At 37.3% G+C, this 15,518-nt stretch carries 11 protein-coding genes; 10 read left to right on the forward strand and 1 reads right to left on the reverse strand.

Annotated features, from left to right (window positions below; all coding sequences use genetic code 11):
- Nucleotides 1-51: 51 nt before the first annotated feature.
- From AC1DNH_RS00125 to AC1DNH_RS00160, 8 genes are all read left to right on the forward strand, one after another.
- A complete protein-coding gene (locus AC1DNH_RS00125) occupies nucleotides 52-1,410 on the forward strand; it encodes a sensor histidine kinase (protein WP_477625044.1) in 1,359 nt (452 codons plus the stop codon).
- The gene (locus tag AC1DNH_RS00130) at nucleotides 1,403-2,098 is read left to right on the forward strand and encodes a response regulator transcription factor (RefSeq protein WP_477581207.1); all 696 of its coding nucleotides are present in this window, start codon (nucleotides 1,403-1,405) and stop codon (nucleotides 2,096-2,098) included. Before AC1DNH_RS00125 ends, AC1DNH_RS00130 begins: the two co-directional genes overlap by 8 nt.
- A 99-nt stretch (nucleotides 2,099-2,197) precedes the next feature.
- Nucleotides 2,198-2,758 (forward strand): RNA polymerase sigma-70 factor, encoded by a 561-nt coding sequence (locus AC1DNH_RS00135; protein WP_477625045.1) that lies wholly within the window; start codon nucleotides 2,198-2,200, stop codon nucleotides 2,756-2,758.
- Nucleotides 2,759-2,824: 66 nt separating this feature from the next.
- Nucleotides 2,825-3,970: a FecR family protein gene (locus tag AC1DNH_RS00140; RefSeq protein WP_477608620.1), complete on the forward strand. Its 1,146-nt coding sequence runs from the start codon at nucleotides 2,825-2,827 to the stop codon at nucleotides 3,968-3,970.
- Between the two features lie 407 nt (nucleotides 3,971-4,377).
- Nucleotides 4,378-7,944, forward strand: a complete 3,567-nt coding sequence (locus AC1DNH_RS00145; protein ID WP_477625046.1) for a SusC/RagA family TonB-linked outer membrane protein — start codon at nucleotides 4,378-4,380, stop codon at nucleotides 7,942-7,944.
- Between the two features lie 5 nt (nucleotides 7,945-7,949).
- Nucleotides 7,950-9,284 carry a RagB/SusD family nutrient uptake outer membrane protein gene (locus AC1DNH_RS00150; protein ID WP_477625047.1) on the forward strand — a complete coding sequence of 445 codons (1,335 nt, stop codon included), beginning with the start codon at nucleotides 7,950-7,952 and terminating at the stop codon, nucleotides 9,282-9,284.
- A 364-nt stretch (nucleotides 9,285-9,648) separates the two neighbouring features.
- Complete coding sequence (locus AC1DNH_RS00155; protein ID WP_477625048.1) at nucleotides 9,649-11,232, forward strand: S8 family peptidase; 1,584 nt, start codon at nucleotides 9,649-9,651, stop codon at nucleotides 11,230-11,232.
- Between the two features lie 163 nt (nucleotides 11,233-11,395).
- Entirely contained in the window at nucleotides 11,396-11,656 is a 261-nt protein-coding gene (locus AC1DNH_RS00160) for a hypothetical protein (protein WP_477585048.1), read from the forward strand.
- A 714-nt stretch (nucleotides 11,657-12,370) separates the two neighbouring features.
- Here AC1DNH_RS00160 and AC1DNH_RS00165 read toward each other — a convergent pair.
- Nucleotides 12,371-12,628 carry a helix-turn-helix domain-containing protein gene (locus AC1DNH_RS00165; RefSeq protein WP_215126009.1) on the reverse strand — a complete coding sequence of 86 codons (258 nt, stop codon included), beginning with the start codon at nucleotides 12,626-12,628 and terminating at the stop codon, nucleotides 12,371-12,373.
- Between the two features lie 1,234 nt (nucleotides 12,629-13,862).
- Here AC1DNH_RS00165 and AC1DNH_RS00170 point away from each other — a divergent pair.
- Together AC1DNH_RS00170 and AC1DNH_RS00175 are read left to right on the forward strand one after the other, a co-directional pair.
- Nucleotides 13,863-14,132 carry a hypothetical protein gene (locus AC1DNH_RS00170; protein WP_477607680.1) on the forward strand — a complete coding sequence of 90 codons (270 nt, stop codon included), beginning with the start codon at nucleotides 13,863-13,865 and terminating at the stop codon, nucleotides 14,130-14,132.
- 51 nt (nucleotides 14,133-14,183) lie between these two features.
- The gene (locus AC1DNH_RS00175; protein WP_477585252.1) at nucleotides 14,184-15,509 is read left to right on the forward strand and encodes a TlpA family protein disulfide reductase; all 1,326 of its coding nucleotides are present in this window, start codon (nucleotides 14,184-14,186) and stop codon (nucleotides 15,507-15,509) included.
- Nucleotides 15,510-15,518 lie beyond the last annotated feature (9 nt).

Here is a 15,518-nt window from a genome sequence, read left to right on the forward strand (position 1 = left end):
AGGTATCTTTACATTACTGAATACGGCATTACAGAAAGAAATATAATTTACATGAGGAAAAGAATGCATTTTGTATGGTTGTTGGCTATTATAACAATAACAGGAATTATTGTGTTTCAGGTATACTGGGTATATAATTCTTATAAGGCAGAAGAACGTAATTTTTATAGTTCGGTAACTTTTTCATTGGAACGAAGCATTGGCGCTTATTTGTTAAAAGAGATTGGCCCTCAGATTGTTTTTAAGACAGATTCACCTTCTCTTTCAAAAATCAATGGGGTTGTGAGAGTTCCCGCTGAACGTGACAGGTGGCTCGAAACAGCCCCAGCAGGAGAGGGAGTTATAGTTAGGTTTCCAAATTCTCAAAACACCCCTCCAGATGTCGCGCAAATGAAATTGGCAACTACTACGCTAATAGCCCGAAATTTTGGCAAACCGTTGAAAATTGAAGTGTTAAGTTCGTTCTTACAGCGAGAGCTCCAAAAGAACAACTTGGATGTTTCGTTCAAGCTTGTTTTGCTCAAGAAACAAAAAACACTACCCCTTAATAAGGCTGCCGTATTTGTAAGCTTTTCTAATGATGGCGATGTTATTGTTGTAAATATCACCAATAAGGGTCAATATTTATTGCTGCGAATCTTGGCCCCAGCTTTAATTTCTTTGTTATTGATTTTTTTATCTGCTGCTAGTCTTTATTATATGTGGATCATTATTCGAAGACAGATGAAATTGGATTCTATGAAGAATGATTTTTTTAGCAATATAGCCCATGAACTGCGTACCCCGATCTCTATTCTGAAGTCGACCCACGAGGCTCTTCATAAATTCGGTGAATCTTCAGATCCAGAAATAACTTCTCGCTATCTTGAGATCAATACTGCTATTTTGGATAAATTAGATAGTAATGTTGATCGGCTTTTAGATATCACCAGGTATGAGCATGGTGATAAACAAGTAAATATAGAACAGGTAGATCTTCTGGCACTCATTAATAAAACAATAGCCGAGTTTTCTGTCCATGATCATGTTTCAATCCAATATAATCTGCCTCTTAATGCGTATGTTAATACAGATAAGTATATTATCCACACCGTGCTAACCAATCTGGCAGACAATGCTATTAAGTATACAGAAGGACAGGTAAAGATTAATATAATTGCTGCACTAACAGATCATCATTGGAAACTGGAAGTAAAGGATGATGGAAAAGGGATCGATGAACAGTATTTGCCCTATATCTTTGATAAATTTTATAGGGTGCCATCGGGCAATATTCATGACGTAAAGGGATACGGACTAGGGCTAAACTATGTTAAGGAGCTTGTTGCTGCTTTGAATGGAAAGATCGACGTAAAGAGCAGTAAAGGTGTCGGAACAACTTTTATCCTAAAATTCCCTATCTATGGATAAAATTAAAGTACTATTGGTTGAGGATGAAGATGTTCTGGCAATGATTATTGCTGAAACACTTGGTAAAAGAGGCTTTGAAATCAAGATTGCTAAGAATGGTGTTGAGGGTTGGAGCATGTTCAATCAGCTAAAGCCAGACATTTGCATCATTGATATTATGATGCCCAGAAAGGATGGCATCTCTTTGCTTCAAGATATCCGCAAAGTAGATGAATTTATTCCTGCTATCTTTCTAACGGCAAAGTCTCAAACAGAAGATGTATTAAAGGGATTCGAGGCTGGGGCAGATGACTACATGAAAAAGCCATTTAGCATGGAAGAGCTAATACTTAGGCTAAAAAGCATGATGCGCAGAAAAATTCCAGGCATAATAACCAACTCTCCAGTACTGGAAGTGTCAAATAAGATAGGACCTTATGAGTTTAACCACAAAAAGTTGGAGTTGATGTTTGAAAATTCAACAATTGCATTATCTCAACGGGAAGCTGATTTATTGGCGCTGTTGTTACAACATAAAAATAGCATACTAGATAGAAATATTGCATTATTAAAGCTTTGGGGCGACGATAATATATTTAATGCCCGAAGTATGGATGTATACATTAGCAGGTTGCGCAAATACTTTGTTAAAGATACTCATGTAGAAATATTGAATATCAGGGGACAAGGTTATAAATTGATCGATTAGTACAGGAAAGAAGCTTTTGAGCCTCATAACTATAGGATAATGAGATAATTTCTTTAGATTTGATCAGTCTACTATTATCCTGAGACAGGATTTTAACGTATGAATAGACACAGTAAACTTTCAGAGCCAGAATTAATCAGCTTGTTAAAAACTGGCGATGAACTTGCTTTTACTGAAATTTACAACCGATACTGGAAGAAGCTCTTTACTGTTGCTGCAAATAAAATCGGCGATCTTGAGGAAGCCCGAGAAATTGTACAAAATATATTTATCAGCCTTTGGAACCGCAGAACACAATTGGAGATTAGGGGAGCACTAAGCAGTTACCTTGCGGTTTCTGTAAAATATCGAGTAATTAATGTGTTGGACAAAAAAAATAACCATCAAATTTATTTGGATAATCTTCGTATTTCTGATATTGACGATTCTACTCGACAATGGTTAGCGTTTATGGAATTGAAAGATAGACTTGCCGAACTCGTTGCGGAATTGCCAGAAAAGTGCCGACTTGTATTTGTTTTGAGTAGAGACGGTGGACATTCCCAAAAGCAAATTGCCGAAAAACTCGGGATCTCTGAGAAAACGGTTGAAGGCCATTTAACAAAAGCAATAAAATCGCTCAAAACAGGTCTAAATACCTTCCTATTAACACTTCTTTAATTTATTTCCTTTTACAAGCAAGGGATAACTTGTTTTTAGCTGACTTATATATAGAAACCTTTATATATGGAGAAGTTAAATACGCCAGATCGCTTTAAACACTTGGCTTCCAGATGGAAGGATGGATCAATTACATCAGAAGAAACAAAGGAATTTGCAGCATGGTATAATGCTGATCAGGATAAAGAGATTTTTATCCCCGAGCAATTTGCTAAAGATTTAAACAGCTTAAACAAAAGCATGTTTGAAGCGATATTGTTAAAAATCAAACCAACAAAACGAGTTTCATTATGGCCTCGAATTGCTGCTGCGGCTATTATAATGGTGATATTTGGTGCAGGAATAGGGTATTTTAGAAATATAGCCCATTTTAATGGGATTGAACAAATTGCAGATAAAGGCCCAGGTAAAAATGGCGCAATCTTGACTTTGGCCAATGGAAAAAAAATCTATATCTCAGACAAGAAAACAGGTGTGCTTGCAAATGAACCAGGGATAAGTATTTCTAAAACTGCTGATGGACAAATTATATACACCATTAATGATCGCGAAAGTGCGTTTAGCAGTGGATTTAATACCCTACAAACCTCAAATGGAGAACAAACTCAGGTGAGGTTACCCGATGGAACTGTGGTGTATCTAAATTCAGCATCTAGCTTAAAGTATCCAACTTCTTTTACAAAAAAGAAAAAACGAATGGTGGAACTTTCTGGTGAAGGGTATTTTAATGTAAACAAAGATAAATTACATCCATTTATTGTAAAAACAGAGCGCCAAGAAGTTGAAGTCTTAGGAACACAGTTTAATATTAATAGTTATGCTGGCGAAATCCTTACACGTACAACTCTACTGGAGGGTTCGATAAAAATTACTGGAAAAAATAAGATAATTAAAGTTTTAAAGCCAAACCAACAAGCAATTAATTCTGCAACTAAAATGGAAATAGTGGATGTAGAAGCTCAGTTTTTTGTGGATTGGAAGGAAGGATTTTTTATGTTCAACAAAGAGAATCTAGAAAGTATCATGAAACGTGTTGCGAGATGGTATAACGTAAAAGTAATATATGAAGATCCTAAATTAAAAAGCGAAATCATTTCTGGTACAATTAGCAAGTATGAAACAATATCAAGCCTTGTTAATGTATTAGAACGTAGTGGCCTTGCAACATTTAAAATTGATAAAGATGTGGTTACGATTAGCTTAAAGAAATAACTCACTAATCAACAGTTTAACAAAACCTTTCAAAGTGATTAACAACTAACGGTTTGAATCTTATAAACAAAGGCAAAATCTATTGATAAACCTAAACAACCAAAATACATGAAAAATCAGAAACAAGGACCTTGAAGGGTATGGTGATTTGATGCAAAAAAGAGCCTCGATTCGTGGTCGAAGCCCTTTCTAGCTGCATTCAGAAATATTGATTAAACAAATTTCTTAAACCTGGTGAAGTGCTCAATCCTTCTAAAAATCGACACAACGCCATAACAGACTAATGTCAAATGTATAAAAATTATACTAATTTTTTATGGAAGCCCTATGGCTACATGTTTAAAATACTATTAAGTAAGGATTCGCTTTTTCAGCGGATGAGTGAGATTGATAAACGAAAATGGATCATGCGAGCTAAATTAACTGCCTTCTTGCTAATCATTACACTTATGCAGGTTAGTGCATCAACTTTTGGGCAAAATTTAACGCTCAAAGAGAAGAATATCACCATTGCAAAAGTGTTTTTTGAAATCCGTAAACAAACCGGATACGATGTTTTACTGAGGAGCAAAAAGCTAGATGTTTCAAAAAAAATAGATGTAGCGTTTAATAATACACCAGTTAATAATGTAATTAATCAGATTATTAATGGAACGGAGCTTGAATATACGGTAAACGACAAAACCATATTTATTGAACAAAAGGAAAAACCTTTTTTTGAGCGGCTTGTAGAGCGATTTATAGAAATCGATATCAGTGGAAAAGTATTGGGCGAAAACGGAGAAGTGCTAGTGGGTGCTTCCGTTAAAATTAAAGGAACTTCACGCATTGTGATTACAAATTATAAAGGAGAATTCAATTTTTCTAAAGTTGGTGAAAATGCAATGCTAGAGATTTCCTATGTAGGTTATGAATTGAAAGAAGTTAAAGCTAGCGCTAATTTGGGATCAATAAGAATGGTGCGAAGCACGAGTAAACTTGAAGAAGTTAATGTTTCTATCAATACGGGTTATCAAAAGATCAAAAAGGATCAATTAACAGGAGCGGCATCTAGTATTAATGAAAAGGAGTATCAGCAGCGCACAGCGATAACAGGAAATTTTTTGGAGAGCTTAGAAGGAAAGATTCCAGGTCTGGTTTATAACGGGCAAACCGGAGAACTCGCCATCCGCGGTGTTTCTACTTTTGATGCCGTAAAGCAACCATTAATTGTACTCGATGGTTTCCCTACAGAAGTAGACCTGAGAACAATTAACCCAAACGACATTACTTCTGTTACTGTTTTGCGTGATGCGGCTGCAGCTTCTATTTATGGGGTTAGAGCATCAAATGGGGTAATTGTTGTAGAAACAAGACGAGGTAAGTTAGGTAAACCCGTATTTACGATCAACAGCTCACTAGCTATTCAAGATAAGCCAGATTTTAGTTACATGAACTATATTTCTTCAAGTGAATTTGTGCAGTTACAACGTGATAATTTTTATATCGCTAAGCCTAACACTATGTTGTATGATTTGGGTATCTATAAAATGAATCCTGCACAAGAAATTCTTTTTAAGGGACCAAGAATGGGTGTGGTTACTCCAGCATTAACTCAGGCTCAGGTAGATCAGCAGTTGGCTACATTAGGCTCTTACGACAACCTAAATGAGTACCAACGTTTGTTCTATCAACAAAGACAGGCAAAGAATGTAAATTTTGATGTAAGTGGTGGCAGTCCGAGTAATACGTATATGATGGGCTTGAACTATATTGGAGAAACACCAGTAAATAAAGGCTCACAAAATAAACAGTTTAACTTGAACCTGGCGAACACCTTTCAGTTTTCTTCTCGATTCAATTTTGACTTTAGAGGAACTTACACTAATATAATTAACACTACTGCAAATACACCTATTTACGGCGATATTTTCCCTTACGAGCGTTATGCCGACGATAATGGAAATCCGTTGCCTGTATCTTTAGGGCCAAGAAAGGACTATCTTACTTCTTCTGTTACTACAGCTACTAATAATGCCTTACAAGCTGCCGGGTTATACAACCAGTTTTATTATCCCTATCAGGAACTGACTAGCAATGAGAACACACAAAAAAATTCTTTAATCAAGTTTCAAGGTAGACTAAATAGCAAGATCACCAATTGGCTTAATCTTGATTTGGGAGGGAATTATGAAAACCAGAATGTGAGGTTTGATCAATTACAGACCGAAGATGCATTTCTAGCTAAAAGTTTAATCAATTCGATGGCCTTAAGAGATCCTGCTACAGGAAAAGCACTTTTCACCAATATGCCTAAAGGGGATATTTTAAGGCGAAATACTCAAAAAATTACCAATTATACCCTACGGGGGCAATTAAACTTCAGTCATGCATTTGGTACTGATCATAACTTGTCTGGAATAATGGGTGCAGAACAAAAAAAGACCGTAGGTGAAGGATACTTGACCTCATTTTTTGGCTACGATGGGCAATCGCTGATTGTAAAACCCATTAATATGGGTGCTTTAAATGCTACAGCCAGACCAGCCTTTCCAATAAATAGCGTTGGTATTGGATCAGCGTTTAGTAGCACACAGTATTTTAACGAAACTTCTAATGATAGAAGATTCATGTCTTACTATGGCCAGGCAACTTATATCTATAAGGCAAAATATGTAGCTACAGGCAGTTTAAGGTTTGATAAATCAAATCTGTTTGGTGTAGACCCAAAATATAGAAATAAACCATTATGGTCTGCTGGTTTAAATTGGCGCTTGGGACAAGAAGAATTTATTAAGAAGCAAACCTGGATAGACCAATTACAATTAAGGGCTGCGACGGGCTTTAACGGAAACGTGCCATCAAGTAACAATGGTAAATTTTTAATTCTCGAATCTAGATTAAATACAGCTTTAAGTACACCATTAACTTATAATGATGTGCTCAGCCCGGAAAATCAATCATTGAGATGGGAAACCACACAGAACTATAATTTTGGTTTGGACTATAGTTTTTTAAAGAGCAAGATTTCGGGGTCTGTAGACTATTATATTAAACAAACCAAAGATGTATTCGGACAATATGGCTCAGATCCTACAACAGGTTTTAACCAGTATAATGCAAATACAGCAGCAATTGAGAACAAAGGGCTAGAGATTTTAGTAAACAGCATTAATATAAGACAGCACAAATTTGAGTGGAGAACACAATTAACCGCTTCATTTAACCAAAATAAGGTATTGGAAGTTAAAGCTACCGAATTTACTACCTCACAGCAGATTACGAGTTCAGCCACGCCTGTTAAAGGTCTTCCAATAGGTGCATTGTACAGCTATAATTATGGAGGTTTAAACAGTAATGGACAGCCTTATGTGTTAGATAGATTTGGCAACCAAAAAGTAATGACCTATTCAGATATGGGTGCTGGCGTAATCGATGTAACCAAAAATGACCTGATTTATAGTGGTACAACAACACCGAAATATGTATTGGGCTTGAATAATCAATTTAGCTTGGGTGCTTTCGATATCTCGTTTTTATTGATGTATTATGGTGGACATGTAATGCGGGTGGAACAGCCAAATCCTAATAATATTGGATTCTTGAGTCCTACTCCATTACAAGGTGCCGCTAATTTCTGGAAAACGCCAGGCGATGAAACCACGACTCGTATTCCTGGATATACTGGCTCTTCGCCTTCGGCTCCAGGCTACTATCAGATTAGTGCACTTTATGGTTATCAATATGCCTCTGAGTTTGTGCGCAAGGCCGATTATATTCGCCTAAGGGATGTAGTGGTTACTTACCGTGCTAAAGCCCAATTCTTGGAAAAAGCAGGATTAAGAAACACCCAACTACGCTTTCAGGCGCAAAATCCTTTCCGCTACACCTTTAGTGGAAACGATATCGATCCAGATGCAATCGATCGAACTTCAGGTGTCCGCAAGCTGGAAATTCAACCTTTATACAGTTTAACTTTATCTACCAACTTTTAGAAACCATGAAACATAAACATATCATATTGTTAATTCTTACCGTGCTGGCATGTTCTTCATGCAAAAAATTTCTTGATGTAAAACCTAAAGGAATCATCTTACCAGAAAAAGTTACAGATTACGAAGCAATCTTAAATTCTCCTTCGCTAACCAAAACATTTTCAATAAATCTACTCGATTTTACTGACGATAATTTAAATTCATTTACAGCAACCACTACCTCACCAGCTGCCAATGGTTATTTCTGGAGACCAATTTTAACGGAGAATGAACTGGTCAGTCCCGATGTTTGGGGACCATCTTACCGTTGTATCTATTCTGCGAATGTGATTATCAATGGAATACCAACTGCTACCGAAGGTACCGATGTACAGAAACAAAGCATTACAGGTGAAGCATTAGTAATCAGGGCCAATTGTTATCTCGAACTATTAACAGTATTTGCCAAAGCCTATAATCCTGCAACGGCAGGCACAGATCCCGGCCTTCCCTTGGTAACCAGTACCAATGTAAATGATAAGGCTCCTGCCAGATCATCACTCAAAGCTACATTAGATCAGATTATAGGCGATGTAACTATGGCAATTCCGGCTTTACCCAACAGTAATGTAAACCGGTATCGGGTAACCAAATATGTAGCCTATGGCTTATTAACCAGGATTTATTTGTATATGGCAGATTTTGCCAATGCTAAAAAGTATAACGATTTAGCCTTAACTGCGCCACACACCTTGTTAAATTATAATTCTTACCCCCCCATACCTACTGCTCTTCCCATTTCCGAATTAAGTTCTGAAGTACTTTGGCAACGCGCATCAGTTAGCGGCTCTCCTAGTTTTATGCTCTACTCTACCGACTTAAAAAATTATTTTGACAACAACGATCTTCGTTACCAGTTCTTAACCATAATAAACAATGATGGTTTGGTACGGGCACCGCTACCAGGAGAATATAATTTCGGTATAACCTTCCCAGAAATGTACTTAACTAAAGCTGAATTGTTGGCAAGGCAAGGCCAATTTAATGAAGCCATGGCCATTGTGAACTTGTTACGTAAAAATAGGGTTAAAACTGCGGCTTATGTTGATCAAAGTGCGGCCACAGGCGAAGAAGCTTTAGTTAAAGTACTGGCAGAACGAAGAAGAGAAGGAGCTTATAGTGGTCTTCGCTGGTTTGATATGAAGCGTTTGGATCAGGAAGGCAGAATGCCAGAGGTGAAAAGGATTAATACAAAGACATTAGCAGTAGAAGGAACATTAGCACCGAAAAGCCCTAATTATACTTTTGAAATCCCTACTCGTGTCAAATTATTTAATCCTAACATGCAATTAAACCATTAATGTAAACTTTACCATCGATCCAGAACGAAATTTACTTCGAAAAGCTAAATTCTCCACTACTGGGCTATTAACCACTTATAACATTATTTTAATCGATAATTAACTTAATAACCTGAACTCGATTAATAACATGTCTTTAAAGATCTTCTGTAGATATTTTCGACTCACCGTCGTCACCCTGAATTTATTTCAGGGTCTATCTAGCAGGAAAGATGCTGAAACAAGTTCAGCATGACGATCGCGTTAGGAAAAAGAGACTAAAAATTGATCACAACGGGTAAAAATTAATCGAACTAAGGTTAATAATAAAACGGCATTAAAGCCATTCTTTGAAACTAGTCAATAATAATTTATTAAAAACTGTATGAATAATAACCATTCTTTAAAAAAAATAATCGCATTATCATGTTTTAGTGTGCTTCCTTTACTTTCACTTGCTCAAAAGGCGAATTGGCAAAATTTGGATCTTAAAACTGACTCCGTTTTTGGTATCAGTACAGAAAAAGCTTATAAAGAGCTGCTAAAAGGTAAAAAATCGAAGCCAGTAGTGGTTGCAGTACTAGATGGTGGGGTTGATTTAAATCATGAAGACCTTAAAAGAGTAATTTGGACCAATAAAAAGGAAATCGAAGGCAATGGAGTAGACGATGATAAGAATGGGTACAAGGACGATATTCATGGTTGGAATTTTTTAGGCGGAGCAACGGGTTCAATTGACCATGAAAACTTAGAGCTAACTCGTTTGGTTCGTCGTGATAAAGCTCGTTTTGCTAACCTTACAGCCGAAACAGTAGCCGAAAAGGATAAAGCAAGTTACGAAGATTTTATGAAGAATCGATCACTGCTTGATCAAGAGTTAACTACAGCAAAAAGTAATTTTGCTGGGATTTCTGGATTTAAAAGCGCATTAGATCTTTTAATTAAGAAAATTGGGAAGGAAAATCCAACGCCTAATGATATTGAAGCTTTTCAACCAGAGAGTGAGAGAGAAAGTAGAATAAAAGCAACTCTATTAAATGTTTTAAAAGATACGGACTTCAAGACTTTTTATAATGACCGACTAGCTAAAGACATGAAGCATCTTGATGATCAAATTAATTATGACTACAATGTTGATTATAACCCTCGTAGTATTGTAGGTGATGATCCTAATAACAGCAAGGAAAGATTTTATGGTAATAATGATGTAAAAGGTCCTGATGCTTCGCATGGATCCCATGTTTCGGGTATAATTGGTGCAGATCGTAGCAATAATTTAGGCATTATGGGGGTGGCGAATAATGTGTTAATTATGGGAGTTCGTACTACACCAAATGGCGATGAACGCGATAAAGATGTTGCAAACGCTATTAGGTACGCAGCAGATAATGGGGCTAAAGTAATTAACATGAGTTTTGGTAAAGCATATTCATCGGATAAAGAAGCAGTAGATGAAGCAATTAAATATGCTGTAAGTAAAGATGTATTATTGGTTCAAGCTGCTGGGAATGAAAATAAAGATATAGATGTTGAAAGTAATTTTCCTTCAAGAAAATACTTAAATGGAGAAATTGCAAGTTCATATATTACAGTAGGAGCATCTGCTTTTAAAGATAACGAAACTTTAAAAGCTGGGTTCTCTAATTTTGGAAAAACAAGTGTCGATGTTTTTGCCCCAGGGGTACTTATTAATTCAACAACTCCCGAAAACACTTATAAACCGGAAAGCGGAACTAGTATGGCAGCACCAGTGGTAGTAGGTTTGGCAGCTTTAATTCGTTCTTATTATCCTAAATTAACAGCAGCTCAGGTAAAGGAAATCATTTTAAAATCGGTTGTAAAAATTAACCATAATGTAACTTCTTTAAAAGACGGAGCGCCAGTTAGTGTACCTTTCTCAGAAATTTGTGTAACGGGTGGTATTGTGAATGCTTATAACGCTTTAAAACTAGCGGCGACTTATAAGTAAAACTATTTAAGAGAAAACACCTGATTTTATTATCAACCAGAGTTCGATTATTATTTTGATAAAATGATTGCTTTATAGGTTATTGTAATAGCAAATCGTCATTGCTGTAAGGGTTTAGTAATTCGGTAACAGAATTAGTTTTGTATTAGCTAGTGATTGATTTATGCGAATAAACACGAATGATCTTACCTTAAAGCGTAATTACCTGAGCAAATACCGTTTCCTGATCACAGAATATGAACAGGTAAAAGCTGGTTTGCACGCCAATTTAAAACTTGTAAAAGACTTCTACTCTGCGCATGATACTGATGCGCAGAGTTTTTTGAAGTATTACAACAGGTTCAAGCAATCGGGCAATGAACTGGACCTGCTCCCAGCGAAGCGTGGTACTAAGTACCGTAGGTTTTCGGGACAAAAAGTGTAACCTACTTATGTCAGTTGAATCGAGGCGTAGAGTGACTCTTCGAGAAGTTACTTATTAGTCATCCGAAATATTAATGATCCACTTTTTAAGTAAGACCTTTCTAGATTTTCTTTTAGCTCTAATTTTTTTTCTTTTTGTCAATGACTTTCGGGATTAGTGTTTCTTGTTCCTTCCTAATTTTTAAGAGCCTTCCCAGCTCATCGTACTCTGTTATTTTAGTGTCTAATTCTGCGATTCTCTTTAAATCGGCTATGAATTTATTGCTTATCCGAACTTTTGCCGACCCCAGTGGGGCAAAGATTTTTTCGAAGATTTTTGCCCCATTTTTTTTCTCTTAATTTTTTGTTTTTCAGGTAGATATGTTCGGTAATTTGGTTGACCAAAAGTGTTCGATATCGGTCTCCATTGTTACCTTTTTTCAGGAAAAAGGCAGCTAACTAAGTATCTTTTCCCTTCAACACTGGAATTTTTATAAACAAAATCATTAGTGTCCGGTAAAAACTGAAATACATAATTAACCACAAAAATTTTTGGTCTAAATGATGGATAGTGATGAAAAAAGAATGGGAATGGGGCCACAAACTATCCTATTTTGTGGTAAAGATTTTTTAAATGTGCATTAGGTGATATAATGATCAGCATTTCATTATTTGCCGCTTCTTTCTTTAGTTGCTTATGATCTTCAGATTTGCCACTTAATCATAACAGCTTATGTTATTCCAGCCCGGCGCTAAAGTCGATTCCAAAATTAAAATCCAGAAGTTCTGTTGGATGGATTTTTAAACCTATTGCCAATCTCAATAATGTAATAAAACTTGGACTGGTTTCTCCATTTTCATATTTAATAATATCTCCGGTATTAACCCCGCTTCTCTTGTAAAATTCGCGATAAGAAAGTTCCTGTTTCTCTTTTAAAGATTTTAAATGCTGACCGAATCTTTTCAGGATTATTTTTTCTTTCTCACTAATCATTTTATTGCTAATAAAAATATAATTGGCAATGTCTTTTATATTTTATTTAAAATCGTCATGCAATTACTTGACATTAAGCTTTTTTTTATTTACATTTACGTAATAAAAAAATAAAACCAGTAAGGTAAAATTAAGAGTCTTGCAACCTCAAATCTCACGCCGTTGGAGCAGGACAGCAGATTTTATCCCATTTCTTATAGCGGAATTGCTATCTTTAGCTTTCCAAAATAAGAGTGGGCTTCTGCTGTAATTCCATTTCAACGTAAGGCGTGAGAAACATTATGAGGTTATGGTTTGGGAAGCCCACTTTTTCCTCTCTCCGCCAAGACTCATAACATAGGATTATGAGCAGACAAAAAATAAGTTGGATTAACTGGTTGGTACTTACTGAGGTGAGTATGCTCCAATATGTTATTTTAATTGTTCATCATTTTCAAGTATTTTTATATCAGTCCCTATTAACTTGTCCGTTTGATCGGCTTTATGCCTTGAAGCCAAAGAATCCTGAGTAGTTTTTTTGGATGGGGCAGGTTGACCTTTATGGTCGAAAATAAAATAGGTTCTTAATAATGATGGCCTGCCTCATTTTTTGTTGCTTGGAGCTTGGACCTGGTTTATTGGGATGTTTTTTGCCCATCTTTCCTCTATTTTTTGTGTTTTAAAGAATAAACGGATTTGCCGTAGTGGGATTGGTATGTCCGGATTTTGGGCCAGGGTGGGAGTTTTTCTGCCACTTAGCCTCTTCCACAATTGGGTACTTTGGGCGACTGCCTTTGATCAATTTTTAGTTTAGCATTTTTAATCCTGTTATATGAAGACCACTAGTAGTTATTTGCCGTTTTTTTTTCTCTGTTGGGCTTTTTTATATAGCTCATTGGCGGTATGGAGCATTTGGCCTATAGGTCGTAGCAGGCAGGGACTGATTAATAAAAATAAGTATGAGTCCGGGCAGGTACCGCGGAATATAGGCGGGGTGAAGTCGGGTCCGGATGATTTGACATGTTTCTGTTGTATTTATGGCAATGTGAGCTTGGTTATATATTCTTACATTGATTTTATTTCACCTTCGCTCCAAAATCCTATCAAAAATATTATTAAAGGTCCGGAATAAACCCACCTTGGCAGCCGGGGTTTTTTCGATCACTGCTGAAATCCGGTTGCCATATATTACTGTAAAGTAGTCAAACTTTGCGCTTGCTTTAATCAACTAACACTTTTTCCTAACCATCAATTCATGACTTTATCTGATTATAATTCTGGAAGCCCTTCTTTGAAAACAGCTCAACAGGTGTTGGAATTATTTTATCGACACTATAGTGATCATAAAATAAAGCTGACGTTGCTCGAGTCGTTTCAGGGTTACGCCTTGAATGATAAGAAGGGTTTTCTGGAACTTAATATCAGTGAACAGGAAGTTAGTGATGTTTTCGATGGCCTGATCGATTTGGTCACGGCCGTGCGGACGCTGATGGAACAAGGCAAGATTGAAGGAATAGGGGCATAGACGGACTTTACAGTTCAATTTCTAATTTTTTTACGTCTTAAATCAATCAAAATGAAGCTTAAATTATGCTTCCTGCTACTGCTATGCCCAGTTTTTTGGGTGCATGCCCAGGATAAAAACTTATCAGTTACCCCAGGGGCTGCAAATAATCGAGGATTAGCTATAGGGCAGCAGGCGCCGGATGTACTTATACAGAATATTTCAGGCCTCAATGGATCAGATAAAACGCCGGTAGCCCTGCCGCTTTCAGCCTTTAAGGGCAAACTGCTCATCGTGGATTTCTGGGCAACATGGTGTGCGCCCTGTATTGCCATGATTCCTAAAATGGAGGCCTTACAGGAAGAATTTAACGGCCGTGTGCAGTTCCTCCCGGTAGCTTATCAGTCCTTTAAAGAGGTCGATGCCTTTTATAAAAAGCTGCAGCAGCAGACCGGTAAATCTGTGTCGCTGCCGATGGTTACAGCAGATACGACACTGGTCCGGCTTTTTCCCCATCAGACCCTCCCGCATTATGTATGGATAGGCGGGGATGGTGTTGTAAAGGCCATAACCGACCGGCAGGCGATCTCTGCTGAAAATATAAAAGCCTTATTAGCCGCAGGATCGTTAGAACTGAAAGTTAAAAAGGATGAGAAAATGCTTTATGATACCAGTAAGCCTTTGTTTTTTGAGGGAGAGGATCTCGATAACGGTATTTTTCGATCTCAGCTTTCAGGTTATATCACCAATATCGGCCGCGGGATCTATAAAGACGTAGACGTACAATCAGGAGGACCTGTGAGACGCATTACCGGGCGTAACCTGACCATTCCCGAACTGTTCCGGATAGCCTATAAAAAAGAAAAAAAAGAAACGGTGCTCGAAGATGGACTGGTGGAAGAATTTGAGCCCAAAAAGCTAGTCAGCGCAGATTTTCTGGACTGGTTGAAGCAGGGCAGGGGATATTGTTATGAGCTCATGATTAACCAGCAATCCAGCGCTCGGACATATGCCTTGATGCAGGATGAGCTCAAGGGATTTTTCTCGGATTACCGGGTAGGACTGGAAAAAAGGAAAGTAAAGGCGCTGGCATTGGTGCGCACCTCTTCAACAGATAAACTCCGTACCTCGGGTGGGCAGCCCTCGGTTTACGTAGACGGCTTTGGATGCAAATTAACGAGTTGCTTCCTCTCTGTTTTCATTGAAAGGTTACAGGTTCCGTTACAAGGGAATCCACTTCCGATGATTGACCAGACCGGATATACAGGCATGGTTGACCTGGAGTTCACGGCCAATACGGGCAGTATTGAGCAGATCAATAAAGCGCTCGCCCGCTATGACCTGCGCTTTGTTGAAAAGCCTGCAGAGATCGAAATGCTCATTATCCGTAAACGCTAACGCACAAAT

The sequence above is a fragment of the Pedobacter sp. 01N310 genome (assembly GCF_056399805.1).

Bases quoted from the DNA above. Each gene is read 5' to 3' on its own strand.
- AC1DNH_RS00125 (WP_477625044.1), top strand. From the start codon at position 52: ATGAGGAAAAGAATGCATTTTGTATGGTTGTTGGCTATTATAACAATA.
- AC1DNH_RS00130 (WP_477581207.1), top strand. From the start codon at position 1,403: ATGGATAAAATTAAAGTACTATTGGTTGAGGATGAAGATGTTCTGGCA.
- AC1DNH_RS00135 (WP_477625045.1), top strand. From the start codon at position 2,198: ATGAATAGACACAGTAAACTTTCAGAGCCAGAATTAATCAGCTTGTTA.
- AC1DNH_RS00140 (WP_477608620.1), top strand. From the start codon at position 2,825: ATGGAGAAGTTAAATACGCCAGATCGCTTTAAACACTTGGCTTCCAGA.
- AC1DNH_RS00145 (WP_477625046.1), top strand. From the start codon at position 4,378: ATGCGAGCTAAATTAACTGCCTTCTTGCTAATCATTACACTTATGCAG.
- AC1DNH_RS00150 (WP_477625047.1), top strand. From the start codon at position 7,950: ATGAAACATAAACATATCATATTGTTAATTCTTACCGTGCTGGCATGT.
- AC1DNH_RS00155 (WP_477625048.1), top strand. From the start codon at position 9,649: ATGAATAATAACCATTCTTTAAAAAAAATAATCGCATTATCATGTTTT.
- AC1DNH_RS00160 (WP_477585048.1), top strand. From the start codon at position 11,396: ATGCGAATAAACACGAATGATCTTACCTTAAAGCGTAATTACCTGAGC.
- AC1DNH_RS00165 (WP_215126009.1), bottom strand. From the start codon at position 12,628: ATGATTAGTGAGAAAGAAAAAATAATCCTGAAAAGATTCGGTCAGCAT.
- AC1DNH_RS00170 (WP_477607680.1), top strand. From the start codon at position 13,863: ATGACTTTATCTGATTATAATTCTGGAAGCCCTTCTTTGAAAACAGCT.
- AC1DNH_RS00175 (WP_477585252.1), top strand. From the start codon at position 14,184: ATGAAGCTTAAATTATGCTTCCTGCTACTGCTATGCCCAGTTTTTTGG.